Here is a 15,509-nt window from a genome sequence, read left to right on the forward strand (position 1 = left end):
CGCACCGCGCGGGCGGGTGCCCGCGTTGCTCGACGTCGATGTGCTGATGTCTTCTTTGCCCTGAAGCCTGCGGCCATCGCGGTGGCCTCCGGCCATGCGTATCGCGCTTACTTCGCGATTGCAGCGATGTTACGAAGCGGATTTTTAGGGGTGCCTGACAACGTTGTCAACCGATTTTTTAACTCGATCTAAAGACACCCCTGAGACTACAACTGCATGTATTAGCAGGAATTATGTCAATGCACTTTTACTGCACTGCGGAAAAACTCAGGGTTAGTTAGATCGATCCATGCACACTATCGGCAGGTGCTCAATGACGTAAAAGCCGCCCATGCCCGCGTTTTTGGCAGGAGGTGCGCGAGCCATGCGCGGCCCCCTCCATGCATGCGGGTGCTTGCTGCGCTGCAACCAGAAGTCGATGAACACGCGGTCCGCGACCCGTTCCACGTCATGCATTTCGGTAGGCGAGCTGCCCGATATCGCGCAAGAACATCGCGCCGTTCCGTAGCTTCTCGCGAAGTCCGACGCGTGGATGAACGGCCTGGCGCGATAACGCGCCAAGGTGGCTCGCAGACAGCCACCAGTCACCCGTCAGGAACGAACCTGCGGTCGAATCACTTCCGCACCGCTGTCTGCAAGGAGCTCCACCATGAAACGCGTGAGCCTGCATGTTGTCCGCAACACCCTTCTTTCCGCGTCGCTCGCCGCGGTGCTCGGCGCGTGCAACCGCACGCCGCCGGCGGACGCGGCCAACGCAGCCAATGCCCCGGGCCCCGGTGCCGGACCCGCCAGCGCGGCCAGCGCGGCGCCAACACCCGCGCCCGGCTACGTACCGCCCACGGCCGACCAGCTCTACGCGCTGGTCTCACCGATCGCGCTGTTCCCCGACAAGCTGGTCGCCTTGACGCTGGCCGGCTCGACGCATCCGGACCAGGTCGACGCCGCGCGCAGTTTCCTGGGCGACAACCGCAACCTCACCGGCGGCGCACTGATCGATGCGGCCGATGCGCAGCCGTGGGATCCGAGTGTGAAGTCGCTTGTGGCGTTTCCCGCCGTACTCGACCAGCTGTCGACCAACCGCGACTGGACGGCAGCGCTCGGCGACGCCTATGCGAACGAACCGACGGATGTGCTCAATGCGATCCAGGCGATGCGCGAACGCGCATGCACGCATGGTTCGCTCAAGAGCAGCAAGCAGCAGGTGGTGAGGATCGACCAGGCGCCCCCACCGCGGACCTACACCACGACCACCACCACGGAAACCTCGATCGTCCCCGCGCCCACCCGCACGATCGTGATCGAGCCGGCGCAGTCGGATGTGGTCTACGTGCCGCATTACGACCCCGACGTGGTCTACGGCGCACCCGTTTACTCCACGGTGTACAGAACCCACTGGTACCAGGCGCCGGCCACCACCGGCGATGTGGTCGCCACAGGCCTGGTGTCGTTCGGCGCGGGCATCCTGGTCGGCCAGCTGTTCGCCTCGCATGCGCACTACGACCGCCCGCATGGCGGATGGAACGAGTGGAACACGTCGTGGGGCGGCGGGCCGCGTTATGGCGGTTACGACGGCGGCTACGGCGGTCGCCCCGCGGTCGTCTACGACAACCATCCGTATGTGGTCAATCGCACCACGATCAATCGCACGGTGAACAACAACTACGTCAACCGCTCCGTCAACATCGACAACCGGCACGACTTCGGCAACGTCGACAACCGCCATGACAATGGCAATCTGGCCATGCGCAGTGCACCACAGGCGCAGGCACAGGTGCAGGCCGCACAGGCGCGCCAGCGTCCGGATTTCGAGCACATGCAGCGACCCAACTTCACCGCGGCCATGGCCCGGCCGACCGCGGCCAATGCCCGGCCCGAGTTGCCCGCGCAGGCACGGGTCGCGGCAGCCCAGGATCCGCGTGGCGCCCTTCCGGCCGGAGCGCGACCGGGCCAGCCGCTTTCGGCGGCCTTCGCCACGACCCATGCCGGCGACCCGGCGCAGGCTCGCGGCATGGCACATGCGATGCAGGCCAATCCGACGACCCGGGACAACCCGGTGGCCAGGGCGAACCCAGGGGCCGTGCAGGCGTCCTCGCCGGGCATCCGGCCGCAGGTGCAGGACCCTCGGGTAGCCAACGTGCACGACGTGGGTGCACGCGCCCGCGCCTTCGATGCCGATCGGGTCGCGCGGGAACAGGCTGCCTCGCGGCCGCAAGCGCGTCCGCCGCAGGAAGCGCGCCCCGAGCCGCAACGCGAGCCGGCGGCGCACGCGCAGCCCGAGCGCATGCAGGTGCAGCGCGAGGACCAGCGCATGATCCAGCCATCGATGGCCCGCTCGCAGCCGCGTCCCGAGCAACGGCCCGAACAGCGCCCGCCGTCGCAGCCGCAGCCTCGTAACGAGCAGGCGCATGAGCGCCCGGCGTCACGCCCGCCGCAGCACGAGAGCCACGCACCGGCACACCGCGACGAGCACGACAGACACGATGGGTGAAGGGGCGCTGTAACAGCCTGAGGCCGATATGGCACGCCAAGAGGGGCGCCCTCACTCGCGATCGTCGCGGTGAGGGTTCGCCCACATCGTGGGCTCCTACTTACGCGGGCGGCGGGAGGGTGACTTCTTCGTCGCCGACTTACGCGGGGTGGCGGTCTTCTTCGCTATAGCCGTTTTCGCTATAGCCGTCTTCGCTACCGACTTCTTCACTACCGCCTTCTTCGGGGCCACCTTTTTCGTAGCGGCCTTCTTCGCCGGTGTCTTCGTCACGGCCGCCTTCCTGGCTGACGTCGCGCGCAACGCATTGGTCACGGCGACGCGTTTCTTCGTCGCACGGCCCTCGGCCGACTTCGTCGACGACGGCAGCACGTCGCTGCGCGGCTTGGCCGTGCGCCGCGCATTCAGTTCCGCGGCTGAATTGAGCGGTCGCCAGGAACGGCCGCCCATCGCCAGCAACGTGTCCGACGAGGCCGGGCCCGCGCTGCCCGAAGCGTAGTTCGGGAAGTCCGCCGGCGTGCGCTGGGCCCAGTCGTCGAGGATGGGCTGCACCGCGCGCCAGCAGGCTTCGACCATGTCCGCGCGCTGGAACAGCGTGGCGTCGCCGGTCATGCAGTCGTACAGCAGCGTTTCGTAACCCACATTGGGCTCGGCGCGGAACCAGTCGGCGTATTTGAAATCCATGCGCACCGGGGCGAGCTCCACCCGCGGGCCCGGACGCTTCACGTCGAACTGCAGCGAGATGCCTTCGTCCGGCTGGATCTGCAAGACCAGCCAGTCGGGGCCGAAGGCGTCCATGCCGGTGCCACGGAACGGGGCGAACGGCGCGGACTTGAAGCGAATCGCGATCTCGGTGGTGCGTCGGCCCATGTGCTTGCCGGTGCGCAGGTAGAACGGCACGCCGGACCAGCGCCAGGTATCGATGGACAGCTTCATCGCGACGAAGGTCTCGGTGACCGAGTCCGGCGCCACATCGGGCTCGTCGCGGTAGGACGTCGCCAGCTCGTTGTTTACCGCGCCCGGCCCATACTGGCCGCGCACGGCGTCCTCGGGCTGGATCGGCCGGATCGCTTCGATTGTCTCGGCCTTGCGCGTGCGCACGGCCTCGGCGTCGAAGGAGGTGGGCGGCTCCATGGCGACCATCGCCAGCAACTGGAACAGGTGGTTCGGCACCATGTCGCGCAGCGCGCCGGTCTGCTCGTAGAACGAGCCGCGCCGCTCCACGCCCACGGTCTCGGCCACGGTGATCTGCACGTGGTCGATGCGATCGCGATTCCAGATCGGCTCGAACAGGCCGTTGGCGAAACGGAACGCCATGATGTTCTGCACGGTTTCCTTGCCGAGGAAATGATCGATGCGGTAGATCTGGTCTTCGCGCAGCACCTTGAGGATCCGCTCGTTCAGCGCATGGGCCGAGGCAAGGTCGTGGCCGAAGGGTTTTTCGATGATGACGCGACGCCAGGCGGCGCCCTCGGTGCCGCCCTCCTCGACCAGGCCGGCCTCATGCAGCTGCTCGATCACGTCGCCGAAGAAACGCTCGGGCGTGGCCAGGTAGAACAGGACGTTGCCCAGCGTGCCGCGGCGACGCTCGGTTTCGCGAAGCTTTACCGCCAGGCTCTGGAACGCGGTGAGGTCGTCGAAATCACCGGCGTGATAGGTCATCTGCGAACTGAGCCAGCCCCAGGCCTCTTCATCCAGCTTGCCCCCGCCGTTGGCGACGTACTTCTCCAGGGAGGTACGCAGGCCCTTGCGCCAGGCGTTGTCGGTCATCTTGCCGTGGTTGAAACCGATGATCGAGAAGTTATCGGACAGCAACCCGGTACGGCGCATGTTGTAGAGCGCGGGTACGACGAGGCGGCTGGTGAGATCGCCGGCGGCGCCGAAGATCACGACGGTACACGGGTCGGCCGGGTGAGCGCGGGAGGTGACGCGCTTCGTGGGGGCGGGGCTCATGCACGGACTCCTTGGGGATGGTGGGCGTCTGGGGTGGCGTGGATGTCTGCCGTCGCACTGGACCCATGCGCCAGGCTGTAGGCGGCATTGACCAGGGCGACGTGCGAAAACGCCTGGGGGAAGTTGCCCAGCAGCCGTTTCGACCGTGGATCGTACTCCTCCGCAAGCAATCCGAGGTCGTTGGCCAGGCCGATCAGGCGAACGAACAGTTCACGCGCTTCGTCCAGCCGCCCCTGCAGCACATAATTCTCGACCAACCAGAAACTGCAGGGAAGAAACTGGCCCTCACCCGGCGGCAGGCCGTCCACGCCACTGTGCGTGTCGTAGCGCAGCACGAAGCCGTCGACCAGCAGGTCCTCCTCCACCGCCTTGACGGTGGCGACGATGCGCGGGTCGTCCGGCGGCAGGAAGTCGGTGAGGGTGACGATCAGGAGGCTGGCGTCCAGTTCCTTGGAGCCGTACGACTGCACGAAACAGCCGCGCTCCGGGTCCACGCCCTTGGCGAGAATATCGGTCTTGACCTCATCGGCGATGGTGCGCCAGCGCGCGGCGAACGCCGGGTCGCGCCTCTCGCCGCCCTGCTCGGAGGCACGCTGGAAGGCCAGCCACGCCATGACCTTGGAATGCACGAAGTGCCGCGACTCGCCGCGGATCTCCCAGATGCCCTCGTCCGGCTTGCGCCAGATGCTGGCCAGGTGCTCGAGGAAGACGCTCTGCACATCGTCGGCTTCCGGCTCCAGGGCCACGCCGTTCTTCACCGCGTGGGAAAACGCACCCACCAGCTCGCCGTAGATGTCGAGCTGGAACTGACGCGAAGCGGCGTTGCCCACGCGGACGGGCTTGGCGCCTTCGTAGCCATCCAGCCAGTCCAGTTCGTATTCTTCGAGCCGGCGCTCGCCAGCGATGCCGTAAAGCACCTGAAGCTGGTCGGGCGAGCCGGCCACGGCGCGGCGTACCCAGTCGCGCCAGGCAGTCGCCTCGTCGTGGTAACCCGCATTGACGAAAGCGGACAGGACGAACGTGGCGTCGCGTGCCCAGCAGTAGCGGTAATCCCAGTTGCGCTCGCCCCCCAGTTGCTCGGGCAACGAGGTGGTCGGCGCGGCGATGATGCCGCCGGTGGGCAGGTAGCTGAGGCCCTTGAGGACCACCAGCGAGCGCCGGACGATATCGGTCCATTCGCCGCTCTCGTTGCAACGGCCGGACCAGTCTTCCCAGAATGCCAGCGACTTGACCAGGGCATCGTAGGGGTCGATCGCTTCCGGCGGTGCGAGATGGGACGGACCCCATGCCATCACGAACGGCACGGAATCGCCCTTGGTCACGGCGAAACGCGCCACGCTGTGCATGCCCTCGCCCTCCACGGCGACGGGGCTGCGCACGACCAGCATGTCGGGGCCGGCTACGGCGGTCAGCGTCTGGCCGTCCACGCGCGTGACCCATGGCACGGCGCTGCCATAGTCGAAGCGGATGGTCAGCGCAGCCTCGAAATCGACCCGGCCTTCCACGCCTTCCACGATGCGCGTGACCCCGACCTGCTCGCCCGCGAAGGGCATGAAGTCGATGACGCGCGCCACGCCCGTGGCGGTACGCCATTCGGTTTCGAGGACGAGTGAGCCGTCGACGTAACCCCGCCTCGCCGTGGCGTCGGGGTCGGCCGGCGCGATACGCCAGCGGCCGTTGCCCTCGTTGCCCAGCAGGGCGGCGAAACAGGCGGCGGAATCGAATCGTGGCAGGCATAGCCAGTCGATCGATCCATCCATGGCCACCAGCGCGGCGCTTCGGCAGTTGCCGAGCATCGCGTAATCTTCGATCCGGGATGCCATCGTGTCCTCGTTGCAGGCAAGTAGTCCCTTCAACGTTAGCCAGCGACGCGTTAGAACGACGTATCCGAGCGACGACGCTGCGCCGTATCAGTGCCCCGACGAGGCCGGCGGCGGCGGTGCCGCCGCGGTAAACATGCTGCGCGCGACTTCCTGTTCGCCGTAGATCACCTGCGTCGCGCCCAGTCCGTCGAGGTGGGCCACACATTCTTGCGAATGCGCGCGCGCCACGATCGGCAGATCGGCGCGCAGCGCACGTGCGGCGCGCACGATCTGGCCGCCTTCGAACGGATCGGACACGGCGACGATGAGGGCGCGCGCGCCGGCGAGGTTAGCCTCGGCCAGCACGGGCGCCGCGGCCGCGTTGCCGATGAGGATTTCCGCACCGTGCTGCTCGCGCAACTCGCGCACCGCGTCTTCGTCGGTCTCGATGACCAGCGTGCGTGCCCCGGTGGCCTGCAATTCGGAGAACACACGACGCCCCACCCGACCGAAGCCGACCAGGACGGTGTGCCCGGCAAGGGCGGGATCGGCGTGCTCGTCCGGGGCATCGTTGTCCTGGCGGGCGATCCAGCGATCCAGCGCGCCGAACAGCAACGGGTTGATCAGGATCGACACGATGGCCGCGGCCAGCAGGATATCGCGAGCCTCTTCGCTGAGCAGCTTGAGCGACACGCCCAGGCCGGCGAGGATGAACGAGAACTCGCCGATCTGGGCCAGGCTGGTGGCGATGGTCAGGGCGGTTTTCGGCGGACGGCCGAACGCCAGCACGATACCGAACGCCGCCACGGACTTGCCGACGATGATGATCAGGCAGGCCGCCAGCACGATCCACGGATGCTCGACCAGGATGTGCGGATTGAACAGCATGCCGATGGAGACGAAGAACAGCACCGCGAAGGCGTCGCGCAAGGGCAGGGTTTCTTCTGCGGCCTGCTGCGACAGCTTGGATTCGCCCATCATCATGCCGGCGAAGAAAGCCCCCAGTTCGAACGACACGTCGAACAGGTGCGCCGCGCCGAACGCCACACCCAGCGCGATGGCCAGCACCGCCAGGCGGAACAGTTCGCGCGAGCCCGTGCTGGACACGGCCTGCAGCGTCCAGGGGATCACACGCTTGCCGACGATCAGCATGATCGCCACGAACACCACCACCTTGCCGATGGTCCAGGCCACCGTCTCGGCCAGGGCGGCCATGCTGGGCGGGTTGTCGCCCTGCTCCGAGCCCAGGAAGCCGCCGATGGCCGGCAGCAGCACCAGGGCCAGCACCATGGCCAGGTCTTCGACGATCAGCCAGCCCACGGCGATGCGGCCCCGGTCGGTATCCAGCAGGCGGCGCTCCTCCATGGCCCGCAACAGCACCACCGTGCTGGCCACGGACAACGCGAGGCCGAAGACGAAGCCTTGCGCCACCGGCCAGCCCAGACCCCAGCCCAGCAACATGCCCAGGCCGGTGGCCACGCCCATCTGCACCGCGGCGCCGGGAATGGAGATCGCCTTGACCGCCAGCAGGTCCTTCAGGGAAAAGTGCAGGCCCACGCCGAACATCAGCAGGATCACGCCCAGGTCGGCCAGCTCCTGCGCAATACCCGCATCGGCGACATACCCCGGCGTGAATGGCCCGGCGACGACGCCGGCCAGCAGGTAGCCCGCCAGCACGGGCAGGCGCAACCGGTGCGCAACGGCGCCGAAGAGGAAGGCGAGGACAAGGCCACCGACGATGGTGGCGATGAGTGGCGTGGCGTCGTGCATGGGCGGCTCCCTGAGTCGTCGTTGGCCGTGATCTCGTGGATCACGGCATGCACCCTCGTCTGGTCACGTCGAACTGGCGAACGTAGCGATGTCGGGCAATCCCCCTAGAGTTGGGGATGCCGAGGGTGGCACGCAAGCGATCGCACAGGATTTTTTTCAGTCGTGGCGCACACTTGAGCATAACCTCAAGTGCATGACGATGTCGGATGTACCGGGCGGGAAGGTCAGGCGGGCGCGTTCAGCACGGCCAGGAAATCCTTGCCGTAACGCTTGAGCTTGTTCTCGCCCACGCCACTGATCGAGCCCAGTTCGTCTTCGTTTTCCGGAAGCGCGCGCAGCATGGCCAGCAGCGTGGCGTCGTGGAAGATGACGTAGGCCGGCACGCCGTGCGCCTTGGCCAGTTCCGCGCGGACGCGGCGCAGCTCGTTCCACAAGGGCATCTCGATCTCCTCGATACCCAGCGAGCCCCCGGCCACGGCAGGCGACGGCCGCGAACCGGAGCGCCGGCCCTTCGCCGGCCGGGCATCCTCGCGAAGCCACACCCGGCGCTCGCTGCGCAGCACCGGGCCGCTCTCCTTGGACAGGCGCAGGGTGCCGAAGCCTTCCGGGTCGGCCTCGACCAGGCCGGCCGCCAGCAACTGGCGGAAAACCGACCGCCATTGCGTGGCGTCCATGTCGGCGCCGATGCCGAAGACGCTGAGCTTGTCATGGCCCAGGTCGCGCACGCGCTCGCCGGCCTCACCGCGCAGGATCTCGATGAGGTGCCCCGCCCCGTAACGCTGGCCACTGCGATAGATGCAGGACATCGCCTTCTGCGCCGCCGTGGTGGCGTCCCAGGTCTTCGGCGGCACCAGGCAGTTGTCGCAGTTGCCGCAGGGCTCCGGGTAGACCTCGGCGAAGGCCTCGAGCAACAACTGGCGACGACAGCGCGTGGCTTCGGCGTAGCCCAGCAGCGAATCGAGCTTGAGTCGCTCGATGCGCTTGCGGTCGTCGCCGGAGTCGGACTGGGAGATCATCTGGCTCATGGTGACGACGTCGCCCAGGCCGTAGATCATCCAGGCTTCCGCCGGCAGGCCGTCGCGGCCCGCGCGCCCGGTTTCCTGGTAGTAGCCCTCCATGCTGCGCGGCAGGTCGAGATGGGCGACGAAGCGCACGTCGGGCTTGTCGATGCCCATGCCGAAAGCCACCGTGGCGACCATGACGATGCCGTCCTCCCGCAGGAAGCGTTGCTGGTGGCGCATGCGGACATCGCCATCCAGGCCCGCGTGGTAGGGCAGCGCGTCCACGCCGGCTTCGGCCAGCCACGCCGCGGTCTCGTCCACCTTGCGTCGGCTGAGGCAATAGATGACACCGGCCTCGCCCCGATGCGCGTCGAGGAAGTCGAGCAGCTGGCGGCGCGCGTTCTGGCGCGGTGCCACGCGGTAGCGGATGTTGGGGCGGTCGAAGCTGGACACGAAGCGGCGGGCTTCGTGCAGGCCCAGGCGGTCGACGATTTCCTCGCGGGTGCGCTCGTCCGCCGTTGCGGTGAGCGCGATGCGCGGCACCTCGGGGAAACGCTCGTGCAGGATGGCCAGTTCGCGGTATTCGGGACGGAAGTCGTGCCCCCACTGCGATACACAGTGCGCCTCGTCGATGGCGAACAGGGCAATGGGGATGCGATCGAGCAGGCCGAGGAAGCGCCCCGTGATCAGGCGCTCCGGCGCGACGTAGAGCATGTCCAGCTCGCCGGCGAGCAGCAGGTCTTCCACCTCGCGCTGGGTGGCAGCGTCGAGGCTGGAATTGAGGTAGCGGGCACGGACACCCGCCTCGGTGAGCGCGTCGACCTGATCCTGCATCAGCGCGATCAGGGGGGACACCACGATGCCCGTGCCCGGGCGCATGAGGGCGGGAATCTGGAAGCACAGCGACTTGCCGCCACCCGTGGGCATGAGCACGAGGGCGTCGCCGCCGCCGGCGACCTCCTCGACGATGGCCTGTTGCTGGCCGCGGAATCCGGGATAACCGAAAACGGTACTGAGGAGATCGAGGGCCTGGGACTGCATCCGCACATGCTAACAAACGGACGCGCCCGATCGGCCGTTGGTGGCAGCTAAAGCTGAGGTAGGCCCACGCCGTTACAGGAGGAAGGTGATAGTCCCGGCACGCGGACGGGCAGCTAATGACACCAGGCCGGTGGCCCCGCGACACACCCCGGCCCTGTGTCTCCACGAGGAGCGCCCCATGAACCATCCGATTGCCGCCCGTGCCTTGCCGGCCGCCCTGGCCGTTTGCCTGCTGGCCTTCACGCCTGGCGCCCGTGCCGACGGCGGGCGCATCGCCTTCACCGGTGCGGTCACCGAGGCCACCTGCCTGATGCGGGACCACCGCTCCGATTGTCCGCCGGGTCACCCGCTGGCGGCGACGGTCCATGTACTCGACGACCCGCAGGCGCTTGCCGATATCCACGCCGCCTTGCTCGACCACGCCCTGCGGCGCGATCCCGCCGCGCACTGGAAGGTGGTCGACACCACCTACCGCTGAGACGATTCAGCCACCCCAGAGGGCCCGGTCCAGGTCATGGTCCAGGCCGAAGGCACTCATCGGCACCCGCCCGTTCTTCACGGTGACGCCCTCGGCCTTCAGCAGGCGACATTGCTCACGGAAGCCGCGCGTGCCCGGCGGAATGCCGATGCGGCCATCGGCGCGCAGCACCCGGTGCCAGGGCAGCGTGACCCGGTCGGGCGCCTCGCCCAGCACGCGGCCGATCATCCGCGCCCTGCCCGGGTAGCCGGCACGGGCCGCGATCGCGCCGTAACTGGCCACCCGCCCGCGTGGAATGGCCGCGACCGCCGCGATGATCCGTGCCGCCCGAAGGGTGCGTGCCGCGTGGTCGTCCCGTTCATCGGTCATGGTCGTTTCGTGCATGTTCCCCGGGGAGGTTGAGCGTACCATCGGTATCCCCGAGGACAGATCGACAAGGTAACCATGCGGCACTTCGAAGCAGTTCGCTCCCACGTCGGCGGCATCCACAAGCTGCGCCACAACGAGCCCTACCTCATCAGCTTCGACCTGGAACTGCCGGACGGCCGTCACCAGGGCATCTACCTGGCCGAGCTCGAAGACGCCGACGGCCAGCGTTTCCTGCGCCTGTCCACCCCGATCGGCCCGTTGTCCGGTGTGGATGCACGTCGCTGCCTGCGCTTCAACTGGGAACAGCGCACCGGCTACCTCGCCGAGGCCGACCTCGACGGCTCGCCCTACCTGCACCTGTGCGAGAACCGGCCCTACGACTACCTGGACGAACGGGAACTGGCGCGCATCGTTGAAGAACTGGGCACGACGGGGGACCAGTTGGAGCAGTTGGTCAATGGGGAAGCTGACGCGCTTTAAGCGTGGAGCGAGAGCCTAAGGCGGTGGAGCGGGAGCTTTAGGCCGTGGAGCAAGAGCCGGCGGGTGCCACCCTCGCGGCCACGCCTGCGGCGACCCGTCAAGGAAAGGCCGCTCCGCGGCCGTATGTCTATTCCCCTACGGGGCGGGTCGGGCTTCGAACGGGGATTTTTGATTCGCCATCCATGGCTCAGCAAAAATGGCCGGCCGTCCTGGCCGGCCCCCTGCGGGCCTTGTCCGTTCGAAGCCCTCGCCTGCGGCTACCGGCCACGAGGGTGGCACCCGCCGGCTCTTTCACGGACTGAGGTTGCGTGTGGGAAAAGCTAAGAGCCAGGTTTCGCTTCGTTGTTGGGAACGCTCGCTTGCCTGATGCGCACGGCATCAGCCGCCTTGGGTGGTGTTGAGGGTTCGCGCACACGCGTGCGCTCCTACCCAGCCCGCGGATCACGCGTTCCACAACCTGCCCTACCCCTAGCGTAGGAGCCCACGATGTGGGCGAAACGCCAACAACGCGGTGACGCCATACCCTGACCACTACATCGTTCACCGCCACTCGCTGCTCGCCCAACACGCCACCTCAGTTTCGGGAAGAGCCGGCGGGTAGCCCCCTCGGTGCCGGTAGCCGCAGGCGAGGGATTCGAACGGACAAGGCCGCGTAGCGGGGCCGGCCAGGACGGCCGGCCATTTTTGCTGAGCCATGGATGGCGAATCAAAAATCCCCGGGCGAAGCCCGACCCGCCCCGTAGGGGAATAGACAAACGGCCGCGGAGCGGCCCTTCCCTAGCGGGTCGCCGCAGGCGTGGCACCGAGGGGGCTACCCGCCGGCTCTTGCTCCAACGCCCAAGGCTCCAAGGCTAATCGCGATGCCGAAGGCGAGCCCTAACAGCGAAAAAGCCTATTCGGAAAAATCAGTAAAACAGCCGCCCCAACTTCACCAGCACATACCCCAGCACCGCAGTAATCGGCAGGGTCAGAATCCATGCCCAGACCATGCGCTCCACCACCGACCAGCGAATGGCGTTGAACCGCTTGGCGGCACCGACGCCCATGATCGACGCGGAAACGTTGTGGGTCGTGGACACCGGCACGCCTAGCATCGAAGCGGTGAGGATCACGGCCGCCGAGCTGCCTTCCGCCGCAAACCCGTTGATCGGGTGCAGCTTCACCATCTTGTGGCCCAGCGTCTTGATGATCCGCCAGCCGCCGCCCGCGGTACCGCCGGCCATGGTCAGCGCGCAGACCACCTTCACCCAGACCGGGATCGGAAAGCCACCCGCTGCCGCGGGGTCGTGCGGGATGCGCAGGAAATGCAACACGGTGGGCAGGTGGTCGAACTGGCCGGCGGCGGTGGCACCCGCCAGCGCCAGGGCGATGATACCCATGCTCTTCTGCGCGTCGTTCATGCCGTGCGACAGACCCATGGCGCTGGCGGAGAGGATCTGCGCCTTGCCGAAGAAGCTGTTGACGAACGGCGTGCGACCGAAGCGGTGCAGGCGACCCTTCTGCCGGGAGAAGAAGCCCAGCAAGGCGTACAGCGCGCCCATCAGCAGGAAGCCGATGACGAAACCCAGGAACGGCGAGACGATCATCGGCACGATCACCTTGGGCACCACGCCCTTGCCCAGCCACCAGTGCGCGCCACCCTGCCACCAGATGATCGCGTGCAGGTTGCCGTCGGACGCGGCCAGCGCAGCGCCGCACAGGCCACCCACCAGCGCATGGCTGGAGCTGGACGGCAGGCCCAGCCACCAGGTGATGAGGTTCCAGATGGTGGCGCCCAGCAGCGCGCTGATCAGCAGGTGCGAGCCGACGTCGACCACCCCCGTGTCGACCAGTCCGGACGCGATGGTCGCAGCCACGGCGGTGCCCCACAGCGCGCCCGCGAGGTTGGTGACGGCGGCCAGCAGCACCGCCTGGCCCGGGGTCAGCACCTTGGTGGCCACCACGGTGGCGATGGAGTTCGCCGTATCGTGGAAACCGTTGATATACGTGAACGCCAGGGCGATCAGGACGACCGCGATAACCATGCTCATGGGGCGGCCGCCGTCAGGAGTTCTTGAGCACGATGGAATAGACGACGTTGCCGACGTCACGGCACTTGTCGACCGCCTTCTCCACCAGCTCGAACAGATCCTTGGCAAGGATGGCCTTGAGCGGATCGGAGCCCTCGGCGTAAAGGGTGCGGTAGGGGTCGAGCAGCAGGCGGTCGGCTTCCGACTCCAGGGCCTGGAGCTGGTCGCGCAGCTTCTTTACCGGGTCGATCTTCAGGCCGTGGCGCAGCTGGCCGATCATCTGCACCACCACCTCGGCGGAGCGCTCCAGCAGCACCGCTCGCTGGCCGAAGTCGATGCCGCCGAGGCGTTCGGCGACGATCACGTAGCGCTCGGCGAACTTCTCGATGGTCTTGGGTATCTTGTAGAGCGCCGAATTCAGCGCCTCGATGTCTTCACGGTCCAGCGCGGTGACGAAGGTGTTGACCAGTTCCTCGCCGATCTGCCCGTGCAGGGCCTTCTCGCGGGCGCGCGCCGTGCTGAAGGCGGCCATCACCGGGGTGCGGTCGGTCTTGGTGACCAGCTCGTGCATGGCCCGGGCGCTTTCGCGAGCGGCTTCCGCGCTGGCCTCGAGCAGACCGTAGAACTTGTCGCCCTTGCCGAAGATCGTCTGGAGAGAAAACATGGCGTCGCCTGGGGGAACGGGGGAAATGTGACGCTAATGTTACCGGAGCGGCGCGGGGTATGCCTCTATCGTCCACGACCGTAAGCGTGCAGGTCTGCTATATAAGCCACCGATGCTCACCGAACTCCTGCTCGTCCTCGTGCTCTCCCTGGGTAACGCCTTCTTCGCCTTGTCGGAGATGTCGGTGGTCGCCTCGCGGAAGAGCCGGCTGAAGGCCATGTCGCGCGACAGCCGTCGCGCCCGGGTGGCGCTGCAGCTGGCCGAGTCCCCGGAGCGCTTCCTGTCCACGGTGCAGGTGGGCATGACCCTCATCATCCTGGTGACCGGCGCCATCGCGGGCGACCGGCTGGGCGAGCACTTCGCCCAGCTGCTGCACGGGGGCGGCCCGGCCTGGCTCGAGCCGTACGCACGCGTCGCCGGCTGGCTGACCGGCTTCGTCTACATGTCGCTAGTGCAAATTGTGATCGGCGAGCTGGTGCCCAAGCGCGCCGCGCTGACCGCCCCGGAACGCATCGCCTGCCAGATCGCCGTGCCAATGCTGGTGATCTCGCGGATCACCCTGCCCATGGTCTGGCTGCTCAACCACCTGTCCAGCGGCATCCTGCACCTGCTGCGGCTGAACCGGGCCGGCACCTCGTCGGCGGCCACCGAAGAAGAGATCCGGCTGCTGGTTGCCGAAAGCGCCGAACAGGGCATCCTCGACAGCGACGAGCGCAACATGGTCAACCGCGTGCTGCGGCTGGGCGATCGCGCCGTGGGTTCGGTGATGACCCCGCGGATGCGGATCGCCTGGCTGGACGTGGCGGCCTCGCGGGAAGACAACCTCGAGGTGCTGCGCGAATCGCAGTTTTCCCGCTATCCGGTCTACCGCGGCGACGAGCGCGAGGTAATCGGCACCGTCGAGGTGAAATCGCTGGTGGCCGGCTTCGAGCGGGGTGAGTTCGACCTGTTCGCGCGCGTGGTCAAACCGCTTTTCGTGCCGTCCACCGCACGGGCGCTCGACCTGCTGGAGGCGTTTCGCGACGCGGATACGCAGCTGGCCCTGGCCGTGGACGAGTACGGCGACATCGAGGGCCTGGTGACGCTCAACGACCTGCTGACCGCCGTGATCGGCGCCACCGCCCCCGCCGCGGACGACGACGAGCGCGAGGGCCCCATCGTGCGACGCGACGACGGCAGCTGGCTGATCGACGGCAGCCTGCCGGCGGACGACCTGCGCGAGCTGCTGCAGATCGACCAGCTCCCCAACGAGGAAGACCACGATTTCCGCACCGTGGCCGGCATGATGACGGCCCAGTTCGGCCACATCCCCCGTGCGGGCGAGTTCTTCGTCTGGCGGGGCAACCGCTTCGAGGTGATGGACATGGACGGCGCCCGCATCGACAAGCTGCTGGTCGGTCCGGCGGGCAACGAACCGTCCCACGGCGCGGAGTGAGGCCGGATCACCGGCCCACGTA

Annotated in this window: 11 protein-coding genes; 4 read left to right on the forward strand and 7 right to left on the reverse strand. The window is 67.4% G+C overall.

What is annotated here, in order from left to right:
• Positions 1–649: 649 nt before the first annotated feature.
• The gene (locus QRN34_RS16820; RefSeq protein ID WP_285406259.1) at positions 650–2,488 is read left to right on the forward strand and encodes a DUF3300 domain-containing protein; all 1,839 of its coding nucleotides are present in this window, start codon (positions 650–652) and stop codon (positions 2,486–2,488) included.
• Between the two features lie 96 nt (positions 2,489–2,584).
• On the opposite strand, the gene zwf is transcribed toward QRN34_RS16820, so the two are convergent.
• The 4 genes from zwf to recQ form a co-directional block, all read right to left on the reverse strand.
• On the reverse strand, positions 2,585–4,438 hold the full coding sequence (gene zwf / locus QRN34_RS16825) for a glucose-6-phosphate dehydrogenase (RefSeq protein WP_285406262.1): 1,854 nt from the start codon (positions 4,436–4,438) through the stop codon (positions 2,585–2,587).
• The gene (locus tag QRN34_RS16830) at positions 4,435–6,261 is read right to left on the reverse strand and encodes a glycoside hydrolase family 15 protein (RefSeq protein ID WP_285406264.1); all 1,827 of its coding nucleotides are present in this window, start codon (positions 6,259–6,261) and stop codon (positions 4,435–4,437) included. Before QRN34_RS16830 ends, zwf begins: the two co-directional genes overlap by 4 nt.
• 87 nt (positions 6,262–6,348) lie before the next feature.
• The gene (gene ybaL / locus QRN34_RS16835; RefSeq protein WP_285406266.1) at positions 6,349–8,010 is read right to left on the reverse strand and encodes a YbaL family putative K(+) efflux transporter; all 1,662 of its coding nucleotides are present in this window, start codon (positions 8,008–8,010) and stop codon (positions 6,349–6,351) included.
• A 224-nt stretch (positions 8,011–8,234) separates the two neighbouring features.
• A complete protein-coding gene (gene recQ / locus QRN34_RS16840) occupies positions 8,235–10,052 on the reverse strand; it encodes a DNA helicase RecQ (protein ID WP_285406268.1) in 1,818 nt (605 codons plus the stop codon).
• A gap of 178 nt (positions 10,053–10,230) precedes the next feature.
• On the opposite strand from recQ, the gene QRN34_RS16845 reads away from it, so the two are divergent.
• Entirely contained in the window at positions 10,231–10,530 is a 300-nt protein-coding gene (locus QRN34_RS16845) for a hypothetical protein (protein WP_285406271.1), read from the forward strand.
• Between the two features lie 6 nt (positions 10,531–10,536).
• On the opposite strand, the gene QRN34_RS16850 is transcribed toward QRN34_RS16845, so the two are convergent.
• Positions 10,537–10,899: an MGMT family protein gene (locus tag QRN34_RS16850; protein WP_285406274.1), complete on the reverse strand. Its 363-nt coding sequence runs from the start codon at positions 10,897–10,899 to the stop codon at positions 10,537–10,539.
• A 75-nt stretch (positions 10,900–10,974) separates the two neighbouring features.
• Here QRN34_RS16850 and QRN34_RS16855 point away from each other — a divergent pair, with 75 nt between their 5' ends.
• Positions 10,975–11,379: a hypothetical protein gene (locus QRN34_RS16855; protein ID WP_285406275.1), complete on the forward strand. Its 405-nt coding sequence runs from the start codon at positions 10,975–10,977 to the stop codon at positions 11,377–11,379.
• A 905-nt stretch (positions 11,380–12,284) separates the two neighbouring features.
• Here QRN34_RS16855 and QRN34_RS16860 read toward each other — a convergent pair.
• Both QRN34_RS16860 and QRN34_RS16865 read right to left on the reverse strand, forming a co-directional pair.
• Positions 12,285–13,409: an inorganic phosphate transporter gene (locus QRN34_RS16860; protein WP_036140050.1), complete on the reverse strand. Its 1,125-nt coding sequence runs from the start codon at positions 13,407–13,409 to the stop codon at positions 12,285–12,287.
• 13 nt (positions 13,410–13,422) lie between these two features.
• Complete coding sequence (locus QRN34_RS16865; RefSeq protein WP_285406276.1) at positions 13,423–14,052, reverse strand: pit accessory protein; 630 nt, start codon at positions 14,050–14,052, stop codon at positions 13,423–13,425.
• 112 nt (positions 14,053–14,164) lie between these two features.
• Between QRN34_RS16865 and QRN34_RS16870 the strand changes: the two genes are divergently transcribed.
• Positions 14,165–15,487 carry a hemolysin family protein gene (locus QRN34_RS16870; protein WP_285406277.1) on the forward strand — a complete coding sequence of 441 codons (1,323 nt, stop codon included), beginning with the start codon at positions 14,165–14,167 and terminating at the stop codon, positions 15,485–15,487.
• Positions 15,488–15,509: the final 22 nt, after the last annotated feature.

Origin of the sequence: Luteibacter sp. ME-Dv--P-043b (genome assembly GCF_030209605.1) — a bacterium.
Lineage (GTDB): Bacteria > Pseudomonadota > Gammaproteobacteria > Xanthomonadales > Rhodanobacteraceae > Luteibacter.

What these genes read in the sequence shown, in the direction of transcription:
- QRN34_RS16820 (WP_285406259.1), top strand. Translation starts at nt 650, where the DNA reads ATGAAACGCGTGAGCCTGCATGTTGTCCGCAACACCCTTCTTTCCGCG.
- ybaL (WP_285406266.1), bottom strand. Translation starts at nt 8,010, where the DNA reads ATGCACGACGCCACGCCACTCATCGCCACCATCGTCGGTGGCCTTGTC.
- QRN34_RS16865 (WP_285406276.1), bottom strand. Translation starts at nt 14,052, where the DNA reads ATGTTTTCTCTCCAGACGATCTTCGGCAAGGGCGACAAGTTCTACGGT.
- QRN34_RS16860 (WP_036140050.1), bottom strand. Translation starts at nt 13,409, where the DNA reads ATGAGCATGGTTATCGCGGTCGTCCTGATCGCCCTGGCGTTCACGTAT.
- zwf (WP_285406262.1), bottom strand. Translation starts at nt 4,438, where the DNA reads ATGAGCCCCGCCCCCACGAAGCGCGTCACCTCCCGCGCTCACCCGGCC.
- QRN34_RS16870 (WP_285406277.1), top strand. Translation starts at nt 14,165, where the DNA reads ATGCTCACCGAACTCCTGCTCGTCCTCGTGCTCTCCCTGGGTAACGCC.
- QRN34_RS16850 (WP_285406274.1), bottom strand. Translation starts at nt 10,899, where the DNA reads ATGACCGATGAACGGGACGACCACGCGGCACGCACCCTTCGGGCGGCA.
- QRN34_RS16845 (WP_285406271.1), top strand. Translation starts at nt 10,231, where the DNA reads ATGAACCATCCGATTGCCGCCCGTGCCTTGCCGGCCGCCCTGGCCGTT.
- recQ (WP_285406268.1), bottom strand. Translation starts at nt 10,052, where the DNA reads ATGCAGTCCCAGGCCCTCGATCTCCTCAGTACCGTTTTCGGTTATCCC.
- QRN34_RS16855 (WP_285406275.1), top strand. Translation starts at nt 10,975, where the DNA reads ATGCGGCACTTCGAAGCAGTTCGCTCCCACGTCGGCGGCATCCACAAG.
- QRN34_RS16830 (WP_285406264.1), bottom strand. Translation starts at nt 6,261, where the DNA reads ATGGCATCCCGGATCGAAGATTACGCGATGCTCGGCAACTGCCGAAGC.